At 71.3% G+C, this 22,735-nt stretch carries 14 protein-coding genes; 4 read left to right on the forward strand and 10 right to left on the reverse strand.

Features of this window, described 5'->3' with window-relative positions; translation table 11 throughout:
• The first annotated feature begins 51 nt into the window (after positions 1–51).
• On the forward strand, positions 52–3,057 hold the full coding sequence (locus OG698_RS16825) for an AAA family ATPase (RefSeq protein WP_406103793.1): 3,006 nt from the start codon (positions 52–54) through the stop codon (positions 3,055–3,057).
• 79 nt (positions 3,058–3,136) lie between these two features.
• Here the strand turns inward: OG698_RS16825 and serA are convergent, their stop codons facing one another.
• The 6 genes from serA to OG698_RS16855 all read right to left on the reverse strand — a co-directional run bounded on the left by serA (position 3,137) and on the right by OG698_RS16855 (position 13,042).
• Complete coding sequence (gene serA, locus OG698_RS16830; RefSeq protein WP_406103794.1) at positions 3,137–4,759, reverse strand: phosphoglycerate dehydrogenase; 1,623 nt, start codon at positions 4,757–4,759, stop codon at positions 3,137–3,139.
• 321 nt (positions 4,760–5,080) lie between these two features.
• The gene (gene ilvC, locus OG698_RS16835) at positions 5,081–6,082 is read right to left on the reverse strand and encodes a ketol-acid reductoisomerase (protein ID WP_326773974.1); all 1,002 of its coding nucleotides are present in this window, start codon (positions 6,080–6,082) and stop codon (positions 5,081–5,083) included.
• A 110-nt stretch (positions 6,083–6,192) separates the two neighbouring features.
• Positions 6,193–6,717 carry an acetolactate synthase small subunit gene (gene ilvN / locus OG698_RS16840; protein ID WP_266559769.1) on the reverse strand — a complete coding sequence of 175 codons (525 nt, stop codon included), beginning with the start codon at positions 6,715–6,717 and terminating at the stop codon, positions 6,193–6,195.
• Positions 6,718–6,746: 29 nt separating this feature from the next.
• The gene (locus OG698_RS16845) at positions 6,747–8,588 is read right to left on the reverse strand and encodes an acetolactate synthase large subunit (RefSeq protein ID WP_406103796.1); all 1,842 of its coding nucleotides are present in this window, start codon (positions 8,586–8,588) and stop codon (positions 6,747–6,749) included.
• A 242-nt stretch (positions 8,589–8,830) separates the two neighbouring features.
• On the reverse strand, positions 8,831–11,584 hold the full coding sequence (locus OG698_RS16850; protein ID WP_406111101.1) for a putative bifunctional diguanylate cyclase/phosphodiesterase: 2,754 nt from the start codon (positions 11,582–11,584) through the stop codon (positions 8,831–8,833).
• Positions 11,585–12,091: 507 nt separating this feature from the next.
• Complete coding sequence (locus tag OG698_RS16855) at positions 12,092–13,042, reverse strand: 2-hydroxyacid dehydrogenase (protein ID WP_399971943.1); 951 nt, start codon at positions 13,040–13,042, stop codon at positions 12,092–12,094.
• Between the two features lie 98 nt (positions 13,043–13,140).
• Here OG698_RS16855 and OG698_RS16860 point away from each other — a divergent pair, with 98 nt between their 5' ends.
• Entirely contained in the window at positions 13,141–14,139 is a 999-nt protein-coding gene (locus OG698_RS16860) for an aldo/keto reductase (RefSeq protein ID WP_399972391.1), read from the forward strand.
• A gap of 182 nt (positions 14,140–14,321) precedes the next feature.
• Positions 14,322–15,500, forward strand: a complete 1,179-nt coding sequence (locus tag OG698_RS16865; protein WP_406103797.1) for a PQQ-dependent sugar dehydrogenase — start codon at positions 14,322–14,324, stop codon at positions 15,498–15,500.
• A 37-nt stretch (positions 15,501–15,537) separates the two neighbouring features.
• Here OG698_RS16865 and OG698_RS16870 read toward each other — a convergent pair whose 3' ends face one another.
• The 4 genes from OG698_RS16870 to OG698_RS16885 form a co-directional block, all read right to left on the reverse strand.
• Entirely contained in the window at positions 15,538–15,864 is a 327-nt protein-coding gene (locus OG698_RS16870) for a DUF6191 domain-containing protein (protein ID WP_406111104.1), read from the reverse strand.
• Positions 15,865–15,937: 73 nt separating this feature from the next.
• Positions 15,938–18,997: an AAA family ATPase gene (locus OG698_RS16875; protein ID WP_406103798.1), complete on the reverse strand. Its 3,060-nt coding sequence runs from the start codon at positions 18,995–18,997 to the stop codon at positions 15,938–15,940.
• Positions 18,998–19,155: 158 nt separating this feature from the next.
• Positions 19,156–19,353 carry a hypothetical protein gene (locus OG698_RS16880; protein WP_100594979.1) on the reverse strand — a complete coding sequence of 66 codons (198 nt, stop codon included), beginning with the start codon at positions 19,351–19,353 and terminating at the stop codon, positions 19,156–19,158.
• A 192-nt stretch (positions 19,354–19,545) separates the two neighbouring features.
• The gene (locus OG698_RS16885) at positions 19,546–20,160 is read right to left on the reverse strand and encodes a hypothetical protein (RefSeq protein ID WP_406103800.1); all 615 of its coding nucleotides are present in this window, start codon (positions 20,158–20,160) and stop codon (positions 19,546–19,548) included.
• Between the two features lie 140 nt (positions 20,161–20,300).
• Between OG698_RS16885 and OG698_RS16890 the strand changes: the two genes are divergently transcribed.
• Positions 20,301–22,733, forward strand: coding sequence for an FHA domain-containing protein (locus OG698_RS16890; protein WP_406103802.1), 2,433 nt, complete (start codon positions 20,301–20,303; stop codon positions 22,731–22,733).
• Positions 22,734–22,735: the final 2 nt, after the last annotated feature.

A 22,735-nucleotide genomic window follows, 5' to 3' on the forward strand; every position in this document is an offset into this window, starting at 1 on the left:
CGCCGGTGAGCAGGCCCCGGCGACGGAGGGGGGCCGTGCCAGGATGGGGCCGTGGCACAGAAATTCGATACGCCGTTCATCGGCCGGGCGGACGAACTCGCCCGGCTCACCGGCGTGCTGGAGCGGGCCGCGGCCGGCGACCCGCGCGCCGTCCTCGTGGCCGGGGACGCCGGCGTCGGCAAGACCCGCACCCTGACGGTGGCGGCGGCCCACGCCGCCACCACCGGCATGACCGTCCTGACCGGCCACTGTGTGGACCTCGGGGACGTGGGCCTGCCGTACCTCCCGTTCACGGAGATCCTCGGCGCGGCGGCCGCCGACGAACGGCTCGCCCCGGCCTTCGCCGCGTACCCCGCGGTGGACCGCCTGACCGGCGCCGCCCCGGGGACCGGGCCCGCGCCCGACCCCGGCAGCCGCCTCCAGCTCTTCGAGGGCGTCGCGGGCCTCCTCTCCGAGCTGGCCGGCCTGACCCCGCTCCTCCTGGTCATCGAGGACCTCCACTGGGCGGACCAGTCCTCCCGCGACCTGCTCCGCTTCCTACTCAGCCGGGGCGTCCTCCAGCGGCCCGCACCCGGCGGCCCGCCCCACCGCCTCGCGGTCTTCGCCTCGTACCGCTCGGACGACCTGCACCGCCGCCACCCCCTGCGGCCCCTGCTCGCCGAGCTGATCAGGCTGCCCGCCGTCGACCGGCTCGAGCTGCGCCCGATGGCCGACGCGGACGTGGCCCGGCTCGTGCGCGCGCGGCGCACCGGTCCCGTCGCCGACAGCACGGTCCGCCGCATCGTCGACCGTGCCGAGGGAAACGCCTTCTACGCCGAGGAGTTGCTCGCCGCGCTGCCCGGCGACGACGAGGGAGCCGGCTCCGCCAACCTGCCGGGCGGTCCGGGCGATCTGGGCGGTCTGGGCGGTCTGGCGGATGTCTTGCTCATCCGGATCGAGCAGCTGACCGAGACCGCCCAGCAGGTGCTGCGCACGGCGGCCGTGGCGGGGCGCCGGGTCGGGCACGACCTGCTGCGGAACGCCGTACAACTGCCCGAGGAGGAGCTGGAGTCGGCGCTGCGCGAGGCGGTCGGGCACCAGCTCCTGCTGCCCGGCGACGACGCCACGTACTCGTTCCGGCACGCCCTCACCCGCGAGGCCGTGTACGTGGATCTGCTGCCCGGCGAGCGGGTCCGGCTGCACGGAGTCTTCGCCGCGCTCCTCGCGGGCGAGGGCCGTTCGGCGAAGAACGCCGCCGAGCGCGCCCATCACTCGCGCGAGAGCCACGACCTGGCCGACGCGCTGGCGGCCTCCCTCGAAGCCGCCGACCACGCCCAGCTCGTCCGCGCACCCGCCGAGGAGTTGCGCCACCTGGAGACCGCGCTCGAACTGTGGGCGGTGGTGGACGCCTCCGCCCACCCCGAGCACAGCGACCCCATCACCCTCACCCTGCGCGCCTCGGCCGCCGCGGCGCACGCCGGCGAGCCCCACCGCGCGGTCCAGCTCACCCGTTCCGCGCTCGAACGGGCCGGTTCGGACGCGGGCTCCGAACTCGCCGCGCGGGTGCGCTACACCCTCGCGGGCAACCTGATGCGGATCGATAATCTGGAGGCCGCGTTCACGTACAGCAGCGAGGCCCTCGCGCTGATCCCGGCCGAGCCGCCCTCGCGCACCTGGGTGTGGGCGGCCGCGACCCACGTCATGGCCGCCCGGTACGTGGGCCGTGACGAGGACGCCGAACGCGTCGCCCGGCAGGCGCTGGGCATCGCCGAGCGGCTCCGACTGGTCGATGCCCAGGCGGATCTGATGATCTCGCTGGTCGGTCTGGGGGCGGACAACCGGCGCACCCCGAAAGGCCGGGCGCAGCTCCTCGAGGCACGCGAGCTGGCCCGCGCCGCCGGGAACCTCCCGGTGGAGATGCGAGCGCTGTACAGCCTCGCGATCGGTTGTTACGAGAGCGGCGAACTGGACCCGTGTCTGGCCTGGATCGGCGACGGACTCGACCGCGCCCGCCGCGCTGGCCTGCTCTCCTCGCCGTACGCGGTGGAACTGCGCTATCTGCAGTCCCTGCTCCTCTACACGCTGGGACGCTGGGACGAGTGCACGCGAGCTGCCGCGGCCGACGTCGAACTCCTCACGGCCACGTCCGGGTTCGTGACCGCGCCCGCACTGTACGTCGCGCTGGCGCGCGGTGAGTTCGACGCGGCTGCCGCCGGCGCCCGCGCGCTGCTCGACGGCCCCCCGGACTGGATGGCGTCGCTCGTCGCGTGCATCGTGCTGATCGACGCCTCGGCGTTGCGCGGCGACACCGAGGAGTGCGTACGGCAACTGCGCGCCTCGGTCGGGGAGCTCACCGAGGCGTCGGGCTCCGACCGGCTGCCCGACGCCATGGTCCGGCTCGCCGCGCTCACCTTGTCGGCGGTCGCGGACGCGGCGGAGGAGTCCCGCCTGTGCGGCGACGCGGCGCGCGCCGGGCGCTGGGCAGGGACCGCTGCCGAGCTGGTGGAACTGGCCCGGAGCACGGCGGGCCACGGCGAGGACGGCGCCGGGCCGGGACCCGAGGGCCTGGCCTGGCTGGCCCGCGCCGAGGCCGACGGGGTACGCGCCACCACCGGCCCGGACGTCGCCTCCTGGGAACGGGCCGTGACGGCGTTCGGCTACGGCGATCCGTACGAACTGGCCCGGTGCAGGCGGCGGCTCGCGGAGGCCCTGCTCACCGCCGGCCGCCGCGAGGAGGCCGCCGAGCAGGCCCGCGCGGCCCGCGACACTGCCGTGCGGCTCGGCGCCGTGCCGCTGCGCGAGGCGCTCGACGAGCTGGTCCGGCGGGGCCGCCTCACCGACTCGCGGGCCACCGGGGAGCGGATCGCCGCCCTGACCGCCCGGGAGAGCGAGGTGCTGCGGCTGCTCGGCCGGGGGCGCACCAACCGCCAGATCGGCGAAGAGCTGTTCATCAGCGGCAAGACGGCAAGCGTCCACGTCTCGAACATCCTCGCCAAGCTGGGCGCCGCGAGCCGCACCGCGGCCGTGGGCATCGCCTACCGCGAGGGGCTGATCGAGCCGGAGACCAGCCCCGGCTGAGGTGCCGCGACGCACGAGGCCGGGCCACCCGTGGGTGGCCCGGCCTCGTGCGTCGGGAATCCGTCGTGGTCGCCTGAGGTCAGACGAGGTTCACGGAGCGCGCCGACTTCGCGCCGATCTCCTCGGCCAGCTCACTGAGCACCCCGGCGGGAACCGTGTCGTCGACGGTCAGGACGGCCAGCGCCTCGCCGCCCAGGCCCGCACGGGCGACCTGCATACCGGCGATGTTGATGCCCGCCTCGCCGAGCACGCGGCCCACGGTGCCGACGACACCGGGACGGTCCTCGTAGCGCAGGACGACCATGTGGTCGGCCAGGGCGAGGTCCACGTCGTACTCGCCGACGGCGACGATCTTCTGGAGGTGCTTGGGGCCGGCCAGCGTGCCGGAGACCGAGATCTCCTCGCCGCCGGTCAGCGTGCCGCGCACGGTGACGACGTTGCGGTGGTCCGGGGACTCGGAGCTCGTGGTGAGGCGGACCTCGACGCCGCGCTCCTGTGCGAACAGCGGAGCGTTCACGTACGACACCGTCTCGTCGACGACGTCCTCGAACACGCCCTTCAGAGCGGAGAGTTCGAGCACCTTCACGTCGTGCTGCGTGATCTCGCCGTAGACCTCGACGTCGAGGCGGGCCGCGACCTCGCCCGCGAGCGCGGTGAAGATCCGGCCGAGCTTCTCGGCGAGCGGCAGGCCCGGCTTGACGTCCTCGGCGATGACGCCGCCCTGGACGTTCACCGCGTCCGGGACGAGCTCACCGGCGAGCGCGAGCCGCACGGAGCGGGCGACGGCGATACCGGCCTTCTCCTGCGCCTCGTCCGTGGAGGCACCGAGGTGCGGGGTGGCCACGACCTGGTCGAACTCGAACAGCGGGGAGTCCGTGCAGGGCTCCTTCGCGTACACGTCGAGGCCGGCGCCGGCGACGCGGCCCTCCTTGAGCGCCGAGTACAGCGCCGCCTCGTCGACGATCCCGCCGCGCGCGGCGTTGACGATGCGGACGGTCGGCTTGACCTTGCGCAGCGCGTCGTCGCCGATGAGGCCGACCGTCTCGGGGGTCTTGGGGAGGTGCACGGTGATGAAGTCGGAGACCTCGAGCAGCTCGTCGAGGGTGAGGACCTTGACGCCCATCTGGGCGGCGCGCGCGGGCTGCACATACGGGTCGTACGCGACGACCTTCATGCCGAAGGCGGACATGCGCTGCGCGACGAGCGCGCCGATGCGGCCGAGGCCGACGACGCCGAGGGTCTTCTCGGCCAGCTCGACGCCCGTGTACTTGGAGCGCTTCCACTCGCCGGCCTTGAGGGCCTGGCTGCCCTGCGGGATGTTGCGCGCGGTGGCGATGAGCAGGCCGCAGGCGAGCTCGGCGGCGGTCACGATGTTGGAGGTCGGGGCGTTGACGACCATCACGCCGGCCTTGGTGGCGGCGGAGACGTCGACGTTGTCGAGGCCGACGCCGGCTCGTGCGACGACCTTCAGCTTCTTCGCGGCGGCGATCGCCTCGGCGTCGACCTTGGTGGCCGAGCGGATCAGGATCGCGTCGACATCGGCGATGGCCGGGAGCAGCTCGGCCCGGTCTCCGCCGTTGCACTGGCGGATCTCGAAGTCAGGGCCAAGCGCGTCGACGGTCGCGGGAGACAGCTCTTCCGCGATGAGTACGACAGGTTTGCCGGTTGCAGCAGTGCTCACGTGAGTCCTCACAAGTCCCATTGCGGACGGCCGTCCCGACGGCCGCAGGCGGTGGAGGGGTGTCAGCGGCGCCGGGGAAGTGCGGGTGCGGTCCCGCGTCGTTCGCAGACGTCGGGGCGTGAATGCACTTCTTCGATGTCGCTGTGCCGCGTGGTAGACGCACGACGCTGTGGGCCCGACGCGAATGTGTTCTGCAGTCTAGTGGCGCTTCGGAGGTGGTCTTGCGCCTCCGCGGAAGGATCACCCGTCCGTGGCTGGACGCGGTGGACAACCAAGTTGACGCGGGCCGTCCACCTCGACGAGGGGGCCGGGGCATTCGCCCCGGCCCCCTCGTCGCAAGGCTTACGCCTCGTCGTTGTCCACCCAGCTCATGAGCTTGCGGAGCTCCTTGCCGGTGGTCTCCAGGAGGTGGTTCTCGTCCTGGGTCTTGTACTCGTTGTACTTCTTCAGGCCCGAGTGGTACTCGTCCATCCAGTTCTTGGCGAACGTGCCGTCCTGGATCTCGGCGAGGACCTTCTTCATCTCGGCCTTGGTGGCGTCCGTGATGATGCGCGGGCCGGTGACGTAGTCGCCCCACTCGGCGGTCTCGGAGATCGACCAGCGCATCTTCTCCAGGCCGCCCTCGTACATGAGGTCGACGATGAGCTTCAGCTCGTGGAGGCACTCGAAGTACGCGATCTCCGGCTGGTAGCCGGCCTCGGTCAGCGTCTCGAAGCCCGCCTTGACCAGCGCGGCGGTGCCACCGCAGAGAACGGCCTGCTCACCGAACAGGTCGGTCTCGGTCTCCTCGGTGAAGGTCGTCTTGATGACGCCGGCGCGGGTGCCGCCGATGCCCTTCGCGTAGGAGAGGGCCAGCTCGAAGCCGTTGCCCGTGGCGTCCTGCTCGACGGCCGCGATGCACGGAACGCCGCGGCCCTCTTCGTACTGACGGCGCACCAGGTGACCCGGGCCCTTGGGCGCGACCATCGCCACGTCCACGTTGGCCGGGGGCTTGATGAAGCCGTAGCGGATGTTGAGGCCGTGGCCGAAGAACAGCGCGTCGCCGTCCTTCAGGTTGTCCTTGATGGACTCCTCGTAGACCTGGGCCTGGATCGGGTCCGGGACCAGGATCATGATGACGTCGGCCTCGGCGGCGGCCTCGGACGGCGTCACGACGCGCAGGCCCTGCTCCTCGGCCTTGGCCTTGGACTTGGAGCCCTCGTGCAGACCGACGCGGACGTCGACACCGGAGTCACGGAGCGACAGCGCGTGGGCGTGGCCCTGGCTGCCGTAACCGATCACCGCGACCTTGCGGCCCTGGATGATGGACAGGTCGGCATCGTCGTCGTAGAACAGCTCGGCCACTGGATTTTCTCCTTGGTGTGCAGGTGTTGCGTCCCACCGTACGGCGGGATTGCGGAGGGAAGTTTTCGGGTCTCGGTATACGAGAGGGTGCTCGGAAGCACCTGGGAGGCTCAGGCCGTGCGGTCGAGCGCCCGCAGGCTCCGGTCGGTGATGGAGCGCGAGCCGCGGCCGACCGCGATGGTGCCCGACTGGACGAGCTCCTTGATGCCGAAGGGTTCCAGCATCTTGAGCATGGCTTCCAGCTTGTCGCTGGAGCCGGTGGCCTCGATGGTGACGGCCTCCGGGGAGACGTCCACGGTCTTGGCGCGGAACAGCTGGACGATCTCGACGATCTGCGAGCGCGTCTCGTTGTCGGCGCGGATCTTGGCGAGGACGAGCTCACGCTGGACGGCGTGGCCCTGCTCCAGTTCGACGATCTTCAGGACGTTGACCAGCTTGTTGAGCTGCTTCGTGACCTGTTCGAGCGGCAGGTCCTCGACATTCACCACGATGGTGATGCGGGAGATGTCGGGGTGCTCGGTGACGCCGACCGCCAGGGAGTCGATGTTGAACCCGCGGCGGGAGAACAGTGCGGTGATCCGGGCGAGGACACCTGGCTTGTTCTCGACCAGGACGGAGAGCGTGTGCTTGGACATGGCTCTTGGTCTCTCTTTCGCTCTCGGTCTCAGTCGTCTTCGTTGTCGCCGAAGTCGGGGCGGACCCCGCGGGCGGCCATGACTTCGTCGTTGGAGGTGCCTGCGGCGACCATCGGCCACACCATGGCGTCCTCGTGGACGATGAAGTCCACGACGACGGGGCGGTCGTTGATGGAGTTGGCCTCTGCGATGACCTTGTCCAGGTCCTCGGGGCGCTCACACCGGATGGCGTAACAGCCCATGGCCTCCGACAGCTTGACGAAGTCGGGGACGCGGGTGCCCTTGTTGTCCTTGACGTCGCCGGGGCCGCTGTGGAGCACGGTGTTGGAGTAGCGCTGGTTGTAGAACAGCGTCTGCCACTGGCGGACCATGCCGAGGGCGCCGTTGTTGATGATGGCGACCTTGATCGGGATGTTGTTGAGCGCGCAGGTGGTCAGTTCCTGATTGGTCATCTGGAAGCAGCCGTCGCCGTCGATCGCCCAGACGGTCCGGTCCGGCATGCCGGCCTTCGCGCCCATCGCGGCGGGCACCGAATAGCCCATCGTTCCGGCGCCGCCGGAGTTGAGCCAAGTGGCGGGCTTCTCGTACTGGATGAAGTGCGCGGCCCACATCTGGTGCTGGCCGACGCCCGCGGCGAAGATCGTGCCCTCGGGCGCGAGCTGGCCGATCCGCTCGATGACGTTCTGCGGCGAGAGCGAGCCGTCCTCGGGCTGGTCGTAGCCCAGCGGGTAGGTGTCGCGCCAGCGGCTGAGGTCCTTCCACCAGGCGCTGTAGTCACCCTTGTGGCCCTCGCTGTGCTCCTTCTGCACGGCCTGGACCAGGTCGGCGATGACCTCGCGGGCGTCACCGACGATCGGCACGTCGGCGACGCGGTTCTTGCCGATCTCGGCCGGGTCGATGTCGGCGTGGACGATCTTCGCGAACGGGGCGAAGCTGTCCAGCTTGCCGGTGACGCGGTCGTCGAAGCGGGCTCCGAGGGCGACGATCAGGTCGGCCTTCTGCAGCGCGGTGACGGCGGTGACCGCACCGTGCATGCCCGGCATTCCCACGTGCAGCGGGTGGCTGTCGGGGAACGCGCCGAGCGCCATCAGGGTGGTGGTGACGGGCGCTTCGGTGAGCTCGGCGAGGACCTTCAGCTCGGCCGTGGCGTGCGCCTTGAGCACACCGCCGCCGACGTAGAGGACCGGCCGCTTCGCGGCGGTGATCAGCTTCGCGGCCTCGCGGATCTGCTTGGCGTGCGGCTTGGTCACCGGGCGGTAGCCGGGCAGGTCGGTCTGCGGCGGCCAGCTGAAGGTGGTCTGCGCCTGGAGGGCGTCCTTGGCGATGTCGACGAGGACGGGTCCGGGACGGCCGGTGGAGGCGATGTGGAACGCCTCGGCGATCGTCTTCGGGATGTCCTCGGCCTTGGTCACCAGGAAGTTGTGCTTGGTGATCGGCATGGTGATGCCGACGATGTCCGCCTCCTGGAAGGCGTCCGTGCCGATGGCCTTGGAGGCGACCTGGCCGGTGATCGCGACGAGCGGCACGGAGTCCATGTGCGCGTCGGCGATCGGAGTGACGAGGTTGGTGGCGCCGGGGCCGGAAGTGGCCATGCACACCCCGACCTTGCCGGTGGCCTGCGCGTAGCCGGTCGCCGCGTGGCCGGCGCCCTGCTCGTGCCGGACGAGCACGTGACGGACGCGGGTGGAGTCCATCATCGGGTCGTACGCGGGAAGGATCGCACCGCCAGGAATGCCGAATACCGTGTCGGCCCCGACCTCCTCGAGCGAACGGATGAGGGACTTCGCACCCGTGACGTGCTCGACGGGGGCGGACTGCTGTCCTCGGGGCCGCGGCTGCGGATGGTGGGCCCCGGTGGCCTGCTCGGTCATCGGCATTCTCTTCTCGATGCTGAGGGTTTTTGCGAGGTTTGTGCGGTGTTCGGTTACTGGATTACACGCGCTTGTGCAACAAAAAACCCCTCGTGCCGTGAGGCAAGCGAGGGGAGCGCGCCGGTGCGGTTGCTGGGATCCGGTGTTCGGACCGGTGGGCCCCAGCTTCAGCCGACGCGCTTTCCAAGTACGAGAATTCGGGTGCGCATGGCATTGACCCTCTCTCCGGCGCACTATGCGTGTCAAGTAGGTGGGACGGGGGTCTCATTATGTGAACGGAGCAGGGCCGTCCGGCCGGACGGCAACGGTGCGCCCGCGAACACCGGCTCGGCCGGACCGCTCGGCACCGGGTAGTTCCCCGAGGCCAGCGCGCGGCGCAGCCGGTACTCGTCGAGCGGCCCGGAGAAGGCCATCCCCTGTCCATGTGTGCATCCCATGGCGCGCAGGGCGACGACCTGCTCGGGCAGGTCGACGCCGTCGGCCACGGAACTCAGGCCGAGGTCGCCCGCGATGCGCAGCAGACCACTGGTGATCTTGTGCAGACGGGCGGACTCCACCACCCCTTCCACGAGGCTGCGGTCGAGTTTCAGCACATCGACAGGGAGCCTGCGCAGCGCCGTGATGGCCGCGTATCCGCTGCCGAAGCCGTCGAGGGCGATCCGGACACCGAGTCGGCGCAGCGCGGTGAGACGGCGTTCAAGCTCGTCCAGGGGCACCCTGGGGTCGCTGTCGGCCAGCTCGATGACCAGCGCGCCCGAGGGCAGCCCGTGCCGGGTCAGGAGCGCCTCGATGGAGCCGAGAGGCAGCGACCGGTCGAGGAGCCTGCGGGCGCTGATCCGGACGGCCACGGGTACGGCATGGCCTCGGCGCCCGCGCTCGGCGGCCTGCTCGACGGCCTCCTCCAGCATCCAGCGGCCGAGCTCGGCGGTGCGCTCGCCCTCCTCGGCGGTGCGCAGGAACTCGGCGGGCGTGAACAGGATGCCCTGGGTCGAGCGCCAGCGGGCCTGCGCGGCGACCGACGCGATCCGGCCCGTGTCGAGGGAGACCACCGGCTGGTGCAGCAGGGCGAACTCGCCCTCGTGCAGGGCGGTGCGCAGCCGCGTGGCGAGCTCCGCCTTGCGCACGACGTCGGCCTGCATCTGGGGCGCGTACAGCTCCACCCGACCCTTTCCGGCGGCCTTCGCCCGGTACATCGCCAGGTCCGCGTTGCGCAGCAACTCGCCTGCGGATACGTCGAGTTCGGCGAAGGCGACACCGATGGAGGCTGCCACCCGGACATCGTTGCCGTCGATGGTGTACGGCTGGGAGAGGGTGATCCTGAGGCGGTCCGCGAGCTCGTAGATGTGCTGCTCACGTGCGGTGTCGTCGCGGCTTCCGTCGCCGACGATCAGCGCCGCGAACTCGTCGCCTCCCAGGCGGGCGGCAGTGTCTCCCGAGCGCACGGATTCGGCCAGCCGCCGGGCGGCCTGGACGAGGAGTTCGTCGCCCGCCTGGTGGCCGATGGTGTCGTTGACCTGTTTGAAGCCGTCGAGGTCGATGAAGAGGACGGCCGTGCCGCGGTCGGTGGCGCGGCGGCCTCCCAGCGCGCGGCCGACCCGCTTGGTGAACAGGGCGCGGTTGGGCAGGTCGGTGAGCGGGTCGTGCTCGGCGTTGTGCTGCAACTGTGCCTGCAGACGCACCCGTTCGGTGACGTCCCGGCTGTTGAGGATGAGGCCGCCGTGGTGGCGGTTCACCGTCGACTCCACGTTCAGCCAGCCTCCGGCGCCGGAGCGGAAGCGGCACTCGATACGGGTCGTGGGCTCCTCGATCTGGCTCGCCGCGAGGAAGCGGCGCAGTTCGTGGACCACGCGCCCGAGGTCCTCGGGATGGATGATCGAGGCGAGCTCGGACCCGACGAGTTCCTCGGCGTCGCGCCCGTAGACCCCGGCGGCGGCCGGGCTGACGTATCTGAGGATGCCGTTCGGAGCGGCGATCATGATGACGTCGCTGGAGCCCTGCACCAGGGAGCGGAAGTGGTTCTCCTTCTGCGCCAGCTCCTGGGTGAGGGTGATGTTGTCGAGGAGCATGATGCCCTGGCGCACGACGAGGGCCAGGACGACGGTGCATGCCGTGAAGAGGACCACGCGGTCCACACTGTGGCCGTTCAGGACGTTGTAGAGAATCCCCAACGTGCAGACGGCGGCGGCCAGGTAGGGCGTGAGCGCCGCGAGCGATCCGGAGATGGGGCGGGTGACCTGGTACCGCGCGAACGCGGGCCCTCCGTCGTGCTCCCCGCGCCGCGGCCCCACCCAGGGCGCGTACGCGAGCAGCAGCGACCCGGCGAACCAGCCGGCGTCGAGGATCTCCCCCGAGTGGTAACTCGCGTGCAGCAGGGGCGAGGTGAACAAGGCATCGCACATCACGGTCAGGGCGAGCGCGCCGATCGCGGTGTTCACCGCCGAGCGGTTGCCGGGCGAACGGCGGAAGTGCAGCGCGAGCACCATGCTGACCAGCACGATGTCGAGGAGCGGGTATGCGAGGGAGAGCGCGGTACGGGTGACGCTCTGTCCCTCGAACCGCGCGGTGTGCGCGAGGGCGAGGCTCCAGGACAGCGTGATCAGCGAGCCGGCGATGAGCCACGAGTCGAGCGCGAGACAGACCCAACCGGCCTTGGTGAAGGGTCGCTTGGCGAGGACGAGCAGTCCGACGACGGCAGGCGGCGCGAAGCACAGGAAGAAGAGGTCGGCGAGGCTCGGGGTCGGCACCGGGCGCTGGAGGACGACCTCGTACCAGCCCCACACCCCGTTCCCCAGGGACGCCATGGCGGAGGAGACCGCGAACAGGATCCAGGCCGGTCGAAAGCGGCTGCGCCGGCTGCGTGCGTACGCGAAGTTCGACACGGCGGCGACCGCGGCGGCGGCGCTGAGTCCGAAGTCGCCCATGAACAGGGCGAGTCGGTCGGATCCCCAGCCGAGCACGGACCCCGTGGCGTACCCGGCGCACAGGAGCGCGAGCATGAGCTGTGAGCCGAGGCTGGCCCCTCCGCCCTGGAACAGGCGGCGGCTGGTGATCACGGCTCCGGGGGCGCTCACGGGGACACTCCGGTCCGTGCCGCCCCCGTGTCCCGGTGTCCGTGCTCTGCTTGCTGAGGCCTCCGGCGTCCGCCACTCCTGTGGCGTCCGCCCCTGCGGCTGTCGTGGCAGCTGGGCCGGCTTGTGCGGACCGGTGCGCGCGCGGGTCCGCGCCGGCGGCCCCGCCGCGTCGGATCGTTCGCCCATAGGCCGTGCATCGCCCGTCGCCCCCCTCGCAGTCCCGGTCGTCCGTCCCCGGCGCCGAACTCGCCACGGCGCTACCCCAGTCGGGACGATACACCAGACTCGTCACTCAGGGACATAGTCTCTCTACTCTCCGTGACGACCAGCGGCGATGCGCGCACGGGGCGCATCCGGTCGGGCGCGGAGCGTGTGCGGGGACATGTGAGGTCGGGCCGGGAGGCGGCGGATGGGCCTCTCCGGAGCCCGCCCTCAGTCCGTCGTCAGGACGACGTTCTCGAGCGGTTCTCCCGCCGCGAACCGGGTCAGCTGTGCGGCGAGCAGGCGCTTGGCCCGCGGCCAGAAGGCGGATGTGGAGCCGCCGACGTGCGGGCTGACGAGTACCCCCGGAGCGTGCCACAACGGGTGCCCCTGGGGCAGGGGTTCGGGATCGGTGACGTCGAGGGCGGCGGTGATCCGGCCGCTCTCCAGTTCGACGAGGAGCGCCTCGGTGTCGACGACGGCCCCGCGCGCGACGTTCACGAGCAGGGCACCGTCCTTGAGTCGTGCCAGGAAGCCGGCGTCGGCGAGACCCCGCGTCGCCTCGTTGAGCGGCGTCGAAAGGATCACCACGTCCGCGTCGGGGAGCAGGGCGGGCAGTTCGGTGAGCGGGTGCACGGGGCCGCGCGCGGTCGTGCGGGCAGAGCGTGCGACGCGCACGACCCGCGCGCACTCGAAGGGAGCGAGCCGGTCCTCGATGGCGGAGCCGATCGACCCGTACCCGATGATCAGTACGATCTTGTCGGCGAGCGCCGGATAGAAACCGGACCGCCACTCCTCGCTCTCCTGTCCCCGCACGAAGCCGGGGATGCCCCTCAGGGACGCCAGGATCAGGGCGAGGGTGAGCTCGGCGGTGCTCGCCTCGTGCACACCGCGCGCGTTGCACAGCCGCACGCCCGACGGGAGCGACTTGAGGCCTCCCTGTACGTGGTCGATGCCGGCGGAGAGCGTCTGTACGGCCCGTACGGACGTCATCTCGGCCATGGGCCGTACGCCGACGTCCGCGCCCTTCATGTAGGGGACCACGTAGAAGGCGCAGTCGGCCGGGTCGGCGGGGAAGTCGGGGCCGCCGTCCCAGAAGCAGTAGTTGAGCCCCTCGGGAAGCCCGGGGACCTCGTCCTCACGGAACGGGAGCCATACGTCGGCGGATACCTCAGCACTCATGGTCAGGAGGCTAATGGGAGGTGGGCTGTGCGCGGCGGACCGGGTCCCAGAGGTTAGTTTGGGTGCCTCTCGAACACGCAGGGGGAGGCTACTTCCAGGTGGAGCGCAGGACGATCGGGGCGGCAGCGCTCGAGGTGGGCGCGATCGGGCTCGGGTGCATGCCGATGAGCTGGGCCTATACCGGCTCGCGGCAGCGGGGGGACGAGTCCGTACGCACTGTGCATGCCGCGCTGGACCGGGGGTCGACCCTGCTGGACACGGCGGACATGTACGGGCCGTTCACGAACGAGTTGCTGCTCGGACGGGTCCTGAAGGAGCGCCGCGGCGACGCCTTCGTGTCGACCAAGTGCGGGCTGCTCGTCGGTGAGCAGCACATCGTCGCCAACGGCCGGCCCGGGTATGTGAAGCGGGCCTGCGACGCGTCGCTGCGGCGGCTCCAGACGGACACGATCGATCTGTACCAGTTGCACCGCGCCGACCCCGAGGTGCCCGTCGAGGAGACGTGGGGCGCCATGGCGGAGCTCGTGGGCGCGGGAAAGGTGCGGGCGCTCGGGCTGTGCGCGGTGGGGGCGCGGGCGACGCGGCGGGGCAGGGCCGGGCTGCATGCGGGAACGATCCGGCAGCTGGAGCGGGTGCAGCAGGTGTTCCCGGTCAGCGCGGTGGAGGCCGAGCTCTCGGTGTGGTCGCCGGAGGCCCTGGAGACACTGCTGCCGTGGTGCGAGACACGCGGCGTGGGGTTCCTCGCCGCGATGCCTCTGGGCAACGGCTTCCTCACGGGCACGCTGACGCCCGGGCAGGGCTTCGAGCCGGACGATCTGCGGGCCCGGCATCCCCGGTTCACCGCGGAGATGATGGCGGCCAACCAGCCGATCGTGGCGGGCCTGCGCCGGATCGCCGCGCGGCACGGGGAAGCGGTGACTCCGGCGCAGGTGGCGCTGGCGTGGGTGCTGGGGCGCGGGCGGCACGTGGTGCCGGTGCCGGGTGCCAAGCGGGAGCGCTGGGCGGCGCAGAACGCGGAGGCTGCGGAGCTGCGGCTCACTGACCGTGACCTGGCGGAGATCGGGGAGCTGCCGCGGGCTCGGGGGTCTTGGGACTGAGGCTCGGGGTGCCTGTTTTTTTGGGGGCTGTGCGAGCGGCGGGCGGGAGCAGGTTGATCCGAACGCGTCGGGGTTGATCGGGAACCTGCGGGGTGGCTGCGGTGTATGAACAGGAGAACCGCAGCGCAGAACAGCAGACCAGTCCGCAGCGTCGAGGGGATCCGATCGTGCAACGTCCAGGTGTGCAGCCCGTGTTGGCCGTGTTGGCCTGCGCCTCGATCCTGTTCACGGCGGGGTGTTCCTCGGGTGGCGACGGCCCGTCGGACAGCCGGCGCAGTGTCTCCCCCGGCTCGTCCGAACCGGGCACGTCCGCTTCCGGGGGCGCAGGGGGCGGCAACGCTCCGGCGGAGGGCTCGGTGAAGGTGGTGCGCACGGTCGCCGAGGGCCTGAATTCCCCGTGGGGCCTGGCCCCGCTGCCGGGCGGCGGTGGCCTGCTGGTCTCCTCGCGGGACGAAGCGACGATCACGCGGGTCGATACGCAGACCGGCAAGAAGACCGAGGTCGGCACCGTGCCCGGGGTGGTCCCCGGCGGCGAGGGCGGACTGCTCGGCCTGGCCCTCTCCCCGTCGTTCGCCTCCGACCACTGGCTCTACGCGTACTTCACCGCGAAGTCCGACAACCGCATCGTGCGGATGAGGTACGACGCGAAGAAGCCGCCCGGCGATCAACTGGGCGCGCCCGAGACGGTGTTCACGGGCATCCCGAAGGGCTCGAACCACAACGGCGGGCGCATCGCGTTCGGCCCGGACAAGCTGCTCTACGTGGGCACGGGCGAGACGTACGTGAAGAAGTACGCCCAGGACAAGAAGTCCCCGGGCGGCAAGATCCTCCGGATGACCCCGGACGGCAGACCGGCGCCAGGAAACCCCTTCGGTGACTCCGTGGTCTACACGTACGGTCACCGCAACGTGCAGGGGCTCGCCTGGGACAAGGACAAGCGGCTGTGGGCGTCGGAGTTCGGCCAGGACACGTGGGACGAGCTCAATCTGATCGTGCCGGGTGACAACTACGGCTGGCCCGACGTGGAGGGCAAGAGCGGCAATTCCCGGTTCCACGATCCGGTGGCCGTGTGGCACACGTCCGAGGCTTCTCCGAGCGGCGTCGCCTACGCGGAGGGCTCGGTCTGGATGGCGGGCCTGAGAGGCGAGCGGCTGTGGCGGATCCCCCTGAAGGGGGCGCAGGTGGCGGCCGAGCCACAGTCCTTCCTCATCGACGACGCGACCGAGCAGGGCAAGTACGGGAGGCTGCGGACGGTGGTCGCCGCGGGCGGGAACAAACTGTGGCTGACGACGAGCAACACGGACTCGAGAGGCACGCCACGGAAGGGCGACGACCGGATTCTGGAGCTGGAGGTGTCCTGAGGGGGGCCGGTCCCTGGCAGGGCGGGAGCGACAGCGCTCAGGTCTCGTCGTCGGAGGGGGCGGTGGGGTCGGGCGCCGAGTCGTGACTCGGGTCGCGGCCGGGGTCGGTCGTTGGGGCCGCGCTCGCCTCGGGGGCCGACTCGAGCGACTCGGCCGGCTCGGGCGGCTCCGTCGCCGCTGTCTCCGGTCCCTTCGTCGGGTCCGGTGGGGTCTGGTCGGGGACGCGGACCACCACCTTGCCGGAGGTGAGGTCTATGGGGCCGCGGCCCGGGTCGCCGTCGTTGAGGTCGACGCGCGTCAGCTCCAGCCGCTTGCGCTCCTCGTTGGTGTGCTTGCGGCCGGGCGAGAACAGCTCATCGAACATGTTGAACACGGCGCCTCCGGGTGGCCGAAACCTCATTCCAGCGTACGACAGCGCGAATTTTCACCCTTCGTGATCAGCCCGTCGGCGCGAACAGCCTCAGGCGGTGGGCCATGGCGGCTGCCTCGCCGCGGCCGGCTACGCCGAGCTTGGCGAGGATGTTGGAGACATGAACGCTCGCCGTCTTCGGGGAGATGAAGAGCTCCTCGGCGATCTGGCGGTTGCTGCGTCCGGCGGCGACGAGGCGCAGGACGTCGCGTTCTCGGCTGGTCAGGCCGAGTTCCTCGGCGGGGTCGGCAGGGATCTGGGGGCGTGGTGCGGCGGGGTTCAGGGTGAGGCGGGCACGCTGCGCGAGCAGGGCGACCGATTCGGTGAGCGGGCGCGCTCCGAGGTGGTCGGCGACGGCTCCGGCGAGCCGCAGCAGTTCCGTGGCCCGCTCCCGCTCGTCGTCGAACGTGGCGGCGGCCGCGAGGAGGGATTCCGCGGCGCGGAAGCGGACGCGGGCGAGGTCGTAGGGGCGGTCGAGCGACTCGAAGGTGGTGAGGGGATGGGACCAGTCGTCAGGGGTGTCGCGGCCTTCGGCGCGCAGGAGTTCGGCGCGGAGCCACTGTTCGTGGGCGAGCCACACGGGCATGGGGGTGGCCAGGTGCTTGGCGGCCGTGCGGATGCGGTCGACGGCTGCGGTGCGGCCGGGCTCCGCGGCGGGCAGGCCCCGCGCGTCGGCCTCGGCGACGGCGGCCGCGACGAGGAGCGTCCAGGCGTAGCGCTGGTTGCTCGGCGGGACGCCCTCGGCGACGACGCGGGCGAGTTCGGCGCGGGCGTCGAGGAGTCCCTGGGTGCCGCCGGCGGCCGCCGCGATGCCCACGGCGAGGGCGGACAGGGGCAGGGTGTACTGGGGCATCGTGTCGTGGGTGCCGTAATGGGCGCGGGCGGCGGCGAGCTGGGCGGCCGCCTCGGCGTGGTCGCCGCGGGCGAGAGCGACGGCCGCGAGGCGGGTGGCCGCCGTGCCGCGTGGCTTGGCGCTCAGGGCGGAGGACCGCAGTGCCGTGTCGACGGCGGCTTCGGCCTCGGTCCAGCGGCCCAGGGAGGTGAGGGACTCGGCCATGTTGGTCAGGACCCAGCCCTCCGTGTCGAGGAGCCCGTACCGCCGGCACAGGTCCATGCCCGACTCGGCAACGGTCACGGACTCGAGGGAGCGGCCCGCGCCCTCCAGGACGGAGGCGAGATTGATGTGGACGCGGCCGACCTGCGGGACGAGGCCGATCTCGACGACCCGGTCGCGGACGGCGTACATCTCGGCGAAGCCGCGGTCGATCTCGCCCGCGTCGACGAGGAGGCCGCCGAGAGTGAGTCTGGCGTTCAGCTCGATGTCCTCGGCCTTGACCATGCGGGCGTATTCGACGGCCCGTTCGGCGGCGGCCAGGGTCTCCTCGCCGGGGTTGTGGAGCATGCCCCAGGAGGCGACGTTGGTGAGGACCTCGGCGTGCACCTCGGACGGCGGCAGTCCGCGTACGAGTTCCTGGGCGGTGGCGATCTCGGCCCAGCCGTCGCCGCGGCCGAGGGACGGGACGAGACGGGAGCGCTGGATCCAGAACCAGGCGGCGCGCAGGGGGTCCTGCTCGGCGTCGGAGTCGTCGATGAGGCGCAGGGCGCGTTTGATGATTTTCAGGGCGCGTTCGCGTTCGCCGCACAGGCGGCCCGCGACTGCGGCCTCGGCCATCAGGTCGAGATAGCGCAGGGGCGTGGTGGCGGGGTCGCAGCCGCAGGGCGGATAGACCTCGGTGTAGTCGACGGGGCGCAGTGCGGCGCGAATGCCCTCGGGGGCCTCGTCCCAGAGGTTCATCGCCCGTTCCAGGAGCCGCAGTTGCTCGGAGTAGGCGTGCCGGCGGCGGGCCTCGACGGACGCGTCGAGGACGGCGGGCAGTGCCTTGGCCGGGTCGTGGGCGTGGTACCAGTAGCTCGCGAGGCGCGTGACGCGTTCGTCGGCGCGGACGAGCGAGGGGTCGGCCTCGAGCGCCTCGGCGTAGCGGCGGCTGAGGCGGGAGCGTTCGCCGGGCAGCAGGTCGTCGCCGACGGCCTCGCGGACCAGGGAGTGGCGGAAGCGGTAGCCGTCCCCGTCGGGGGTGGCGAGCAGGATGTTGGCGCCGACGGCGGCGCGCAGGGCCTCGATCAGTTCGTCCTCGCCGAGCCGGGCGACGGCGGCGAGCAGCGCGTACTCGACGGTGGAGCCGCCCTCGGCGACGATCCTGGCCACGCGCTGGGCGTCGTCGGGAAGGCTCTCGACGCGGACGAGGAGCACGTCGCGCAGCGTCTCGGACAGGCCGGTGCAGCTGCCCTCGCTGGTGGCGACGGCCAGTTCCTCGACGAAGAACGCGTTGCCGTCGGAGCGCTCGAAGATGTCGTCGACCTGGGCCTGTTCGGGCTCGGCCGCGAAGATCCCGGCGATCTGGCGGGACACCTCGTCGCGGCTGAAGCGGTCGAGTTCGAGGCGGGTGACGGTGCGCAGGCGGTCGAGTTCGGCGAGGAGCGGGCGCAGGGGGTGACGGCGGTGGATGTCGTCGGCGCGGTAGGTGGCCACGATGACGAGGCGGCCGCTGCGCAACGTACGGAAGAGATAGGAGAGGAGGTGGCGGGTGGAGGCGTCGGCCCAGTGGAGGTCCTCCAGGATGACGAGGACGGTGCGGTCAGCGGCGACGCGCTCCAGGAGACGGGCCGTCAGCTCGAAGAGCCGGGCCATGCTCTCCTCGTCGTGGCGTCCGTCGCGTCCGGTCTGCGCCGGGGAGAGTTCGGGCAGGAGCCGCGCGAGTTCGGTCTCCTGTCCGGCGGCCGCCGCGCCGAACTCCTCGGGCAGCAGCCGGCGCAGGGCCCGCAGAGCGGTCGAGAAGGGGGCGAACGGAAGCCCGTCCGCACCGATCTCGACGCAGCCGCCGAGCGCGACGACGGCGCCCGCGCGGCGTGCGGCGAGCGCGAACTCCTCGACGAGACGGGTCTTGCCGACCCCCGCCTCCCCGCCGAGCAGCATGGCCTGCGGCTCCCCCGTGGTGGCACGGGCGAGCGCCTTGTTGAGTACGCCCAGTTCGCCGGCGCGGCCGACGAACACCGGGCTGACGCACCTGGTCTCCACGGGGGGGAGCATCGCACAGGGGTCCGACGCAGCGGCACCCGTTATCGCCGAGGGCAGAGTCGGGCGCGGGTCGACGACCTCGATATGCCTGTCGGCCGCGTTGAAGGTGGAGCTGAAGTTGAAAGGGAGGACCACACCCGTGTGGCCCTCCCTCTGCTCTGCCGTCATCGTCAGGCCGCGCGTGCGAAACGGGACCGGCGTGAGCGCGGACTGTTCACCCGCCCCTCCGTGTCCTGGCCGGCAGAGGCGGCGCGGCGCTCCGCGCGCCGGTTGCGCCGGGCTTCGCGGGCCTCGCGGACCAGGCGGTTGTGCTCGGCCTGGCGGACCAGTTCGGCGGCGCGGATCTGGTGGATCTCGTACTCGTACATCTGGTGCTCCCTGGTGGCGAGTGGGTTTCGGCTTCGCTTTCTGCGATGCCTCAACACTCGTCTCCCAGGGGGGTCCGCCACATCGGGAGAGTGCCGCATGTTCCGGGTACGGGGGGCCTTAGACGTGACTCAGAGGTCCTCAGAGGTCCTCAGACCGGCCTGAGGCGCCCTGAGGTACCCCCGAGGAACGACTCAGGAAGAGGCCGAGGGAAGCGCCATCAGGATGTCGGTGTACTTCGCCACGGCGAGAAGGAGACCGAGGATGCCGAGGGAGACGCCCGCCCAGGCGACCGACTTGATCCACACGGCCTGCGGCTTGCCCGGGGCGCCGAACGCGGGCCTGGCCAGGACGACCGCGCCGATGATCAGCGCGAGGAGGGCGAAGATTCCGCCGACCAGGGCGGTGGCGTGCCACGAGTCGCCGTAGACCTCGGAGACCTGCTTGGCGACGCTCGCGCCCTGCGAGGTCTGGAGCTGGCCGATCAGGGACTCGCGGGCCGAGGCGACGGTCGCGACCCAGCTGCCGCTGAGCGCGACGACGCCGAGTGCGGCGGAGACGACGGCGCCGGCGCCCTGTCCCGCACCGGAGGAGTCCTCCACGGGCGCGGCGGGCGCGAACGGCTCGTCGTCGAGATCCGCGTCCGCGTCCCCGTCCGTGCCCTCGGCCGCCTCGACGGCATCGGTGGCTTCAGCCTCCTTGGTGACCTCAGGGGTCTCGGAAGCGGCCTCAGTGGCCTCGGCGGTGGTGGCCTCGGCGGTGGTGGCCTCAGCGGTCTCGGCCGTCTCGTCATCAGTCTTCGTAACCATGCCCCGCACCGTACGGACGGAGTCTGAGAGCTCTCTTAACGAGCTGAGTCCGGGCTGAGACCGGCCTGTGCCGGGCCTGTGTGCGGCGGGGGCACTCGTCCGATCAGGCGCATAACAGCACAGATCGATAGAATCCGAACATGGCAGAGCGGCCAGTCTCGCCGACCGCGCCCGAGCTCGTGCTCGAAACCGAAGCCGGACCCACGGTGATGAGCCCGAGCCGGGACTACCACGTCGGCCGCGATCCCCTGAGCGACATCGTCATCGACGACGTCCGCGTCTCGTGGCACCACGCGGTCCTCCGACCCGTCGCCGACCACTGGTCTCTGGAGGACGAGGACAGCACGAACGGGACGTACACCGGGGGCAGGCGCATCCACCGGTCGGGGGTGGGACCCGGCACGGTCATCCGGTTCGGTCACCCCGCGGACGGGCCGCGCGCCGTGCTGGTCGGCCATGAGCCACCGCCGCCACCCAAGCCCGTGACGGAACACTTGGCGGATCAAGTACCGGACCACATCCCGGACCACATACTTGATTCGGTGGCAGCGGCGCCCCGCGCCGCCGAACGGCCCTCGTCCGTGTCCATGCCGGGCGCGACCGGCACGTTCCGGCAGCCGACGACCGTACGGCCGCTGCCCGCCCGCACCGTGCGCATCGGCCGCAACGCCGACAACGACCTCGTCGTGGACGACCTGATCGTCTCCCGACGCCACGCGGAGCTGCGGGCCCGGCCCGACGGCACGTACGAGATCGTGGACCTCGGCTCGCACAACGGCACCTACCTCAACGGCGCGCCGGTCTCCCGCGCCCGGGTCTCGCCCGGGGACATCGTGGGCATCGGCCACTCCGCGTTCTGCCTGGTCGGCGACACGCTGCAGGAGTTCGTCGACACCGGCGAGGTCTCGCTCGACGTCCAGGGCCTTGCGGTCACCGTGGACGCGGGCCGCAAGACGCTGCTGGATCACGTCTCGTTCCCGGTCGGCGAGAAGTGCCTGCTCGCCGTCGTGGGCCCGAGCGGCGCGGGCAAGTCCACACTGCTCAACGCGCTGACCGGGCTGCGCCCCGCCGACCAGGGCACGGTCCTCTACGACGGCCGCGATCTGTACCGCGACTACGCCGAGCTGCGCCAGCGCATCGGGCTCGTACCGCAGGACGACATCCTGCACTCCCAGCTGACCGTGCACCGGGCCCTCGGTTACGCGGCAGAACTCCGCTTCCCGCAGGACACCGAACGGTCCGAGCGGCGCGACCGCGTCGACGAGGTCGTCCGCGAACTGGGCCTCGAAGAGCGGGCGGCGCAGCCCATCCACAGCCTCTCCGGCGGTCAGCGCAAGCGCGTGAGCGTCGCCCTCGAACTGCTCACGAAGCCGTCGCTGCTCTTCCTGGACGAGCCGACGTCCGGTCTGGACCCGGGCATGGACCGCTCGGTGATGAACATGCTGCGCGGCCTCGCCGACGACGGGCGGACCGTCATCGTGGTCACCCACAGCGTCCTCAGCCTGGAGGTGTGCGACCGGCTGCTGGTCCTCGCCCCCGGAGGGAAGATCGCGTTCTACGGGCCGCCGGGGGACGCGCTCGGGTTCTTCGGTTTCGAGGAGTGGCCGGAGGCGTTCGAGGCCTTCGAGAACGACCGGGACCGCGGCTGGGCGGAGGACTACAACTCGTCCCCGTTCCACCGTCAGTACATCGTGAACTCAACGGCGCAGCCCCGGCTGCCGAACGCTCCGTCGGCGGAGGTGGCCCCGCCGCCGAGGACGCGGAGCTGGGGCGCGCAACTGCGGACGCTCGTACGCCGGTACGCGGCCGCGCTCGGCGCCGACCGGACGTTCCTCGCCATCATGATCGCGCTGCCGTTCGTGATGGGTGCGATGGTGCGTGCGCTGGCCGGCAGCCGCCTCACCCAGGAGTCCGCGATGAACGCGCTGCTCCTCCTGTGTGTGGGCGGTGTGCTCACGGGCGCCGCCAACGCCGTGCGCGAACTGGTGAAGGAGCGGGTGATCTACCAGCGGGAACGTGCCGTCGGGCTGTCCAGATCCGCGTATCTGATGTCCAAGGTCGTCGTCCTCGGCACCATCACGGTGCTCCAGGCCGTCGTCCTGACGCTGGTCGGGCTCGTCGGTGTCGACCTCAACGCGCCGGGCGGCGAGGGGGTGTTGATGCCTCCGCTGGTGGAGATCACGCTGACCGTGGCGCTCCTGTCGTTCACGGCGATGATGCTCGGGCTGCTCGTGTCCGCCCTGGTGCGCAAGGAGGAGGTCACCATGCCGCTCCTGGTGCTCATCGCGATCATCCAGGTCGTGTTCTGCGGTGCGCTGCTCAAGCTGCACGGGGTGCCCGGAATCGAGCAGTTGTCGTGGCTGGTCCCGTCGCGCTGGGCGATGGGCGCGATGGCGGGCACGGTCGGTCTGTCCCGGATCGTGCCGGGGAAGCTGACCAGCGACCCCCTGTTCGAACACTCCACCGGGGTGTGGCTGCTCAACATGGGGATGCTGGTCGTGCTCTCGGTCGTCTTCGGCATCGCCGTCGCACGGCTGCTGCGCCGGCACGAGCCCGCGATCATGCGGAAGTAGCG

The organism is Streptomyces sp. NBC_01003 (assembly GCF_045162695.1).
Classification (GTDB): domain Bacteria; phylum Actinomycetota; class Actinomycetes; order Streptomycetales; family Streptomycetaceae; genus Streptomyces.

What these genes read in the sequence shown, in the direction of transcription:
- OG698_RS16885 (WP_406103800.1), bottom strand. Translation starts at nt 20,160, where the DNA reads ATGGTTACGAAGACTGATGACGAGACGGCCGAGACCGCTGAGGCCACC.
- OG698_RS16845 (WP_406103796.1), bottom strand. Translation starts at nt 8,588, where the DNA reads ATGACCGAGCAGGCCACCGGGGCCCACCATCCGCAGCCGCGGCCCCGA.
- serA (WP_406103794.1), bottom strand. Translation starts at nt 4,759, where the DNA reads ATGGGACTTGTGAGGACTCACGTGAGCACTGCTGCAACCGGCAAACCT.
- OG698_RS16890 (WP_406103802.1), top strand. Translation starts at nt 20,301, where the DNA reads ATGGCAGAGCGGCCAGTCTCGCCGACCGCGCCCGAGCTCGTGCTCGAA.
- OG698_RS16850 (WP_406111101.1), bottom strand. Translation starts at nt 11,584, where the DNA reads ATGCTCGCGCTCCTGTGCGCCGGGTACGCCACGGGGTCCGTGCTCGGC.
- OG698_RS16870 (WP_406111104.1), bottom strand. Translation starts at nt 15,864, where the DNA reads ATGTTCGATGAGCTGTTCTCGCCCGGCCGCAAGCACACCAACGAGGAG.
- OG698_RS16880 (WP_100594979.1), bottom strand. Translation starts at nt 19,353, where the DNA reads ATGTACGAGTACGAGATCCACCAGATCCGCGCCGCCGAACTGGTCCGC.
- ilvN (WP_266559769.1), bottom strand. Translation starts at nt 6,717, where the DNA reads ATGTCCAAGCACACGCTCTCCGTCCTGGTCGAGAACAAGCCAGGTGTC.
- OG698_RS16875 (WP_406103798.1), bottom strand. Translation starts at nt 18,997, where the DNA reads ATGCTCCCCCCCGTGGAGACCAGGTGCGTCAGCCCGGTGTTCGTCGGC.
- OG698_RS16855 (WP_399971943.1), bottom strand. Translation starts at nt 13,042, where the DNA reads ATGAGTGCTGAGGTATCCGCCGACGTATGGCTCCCGTTCCGTGAGGAC.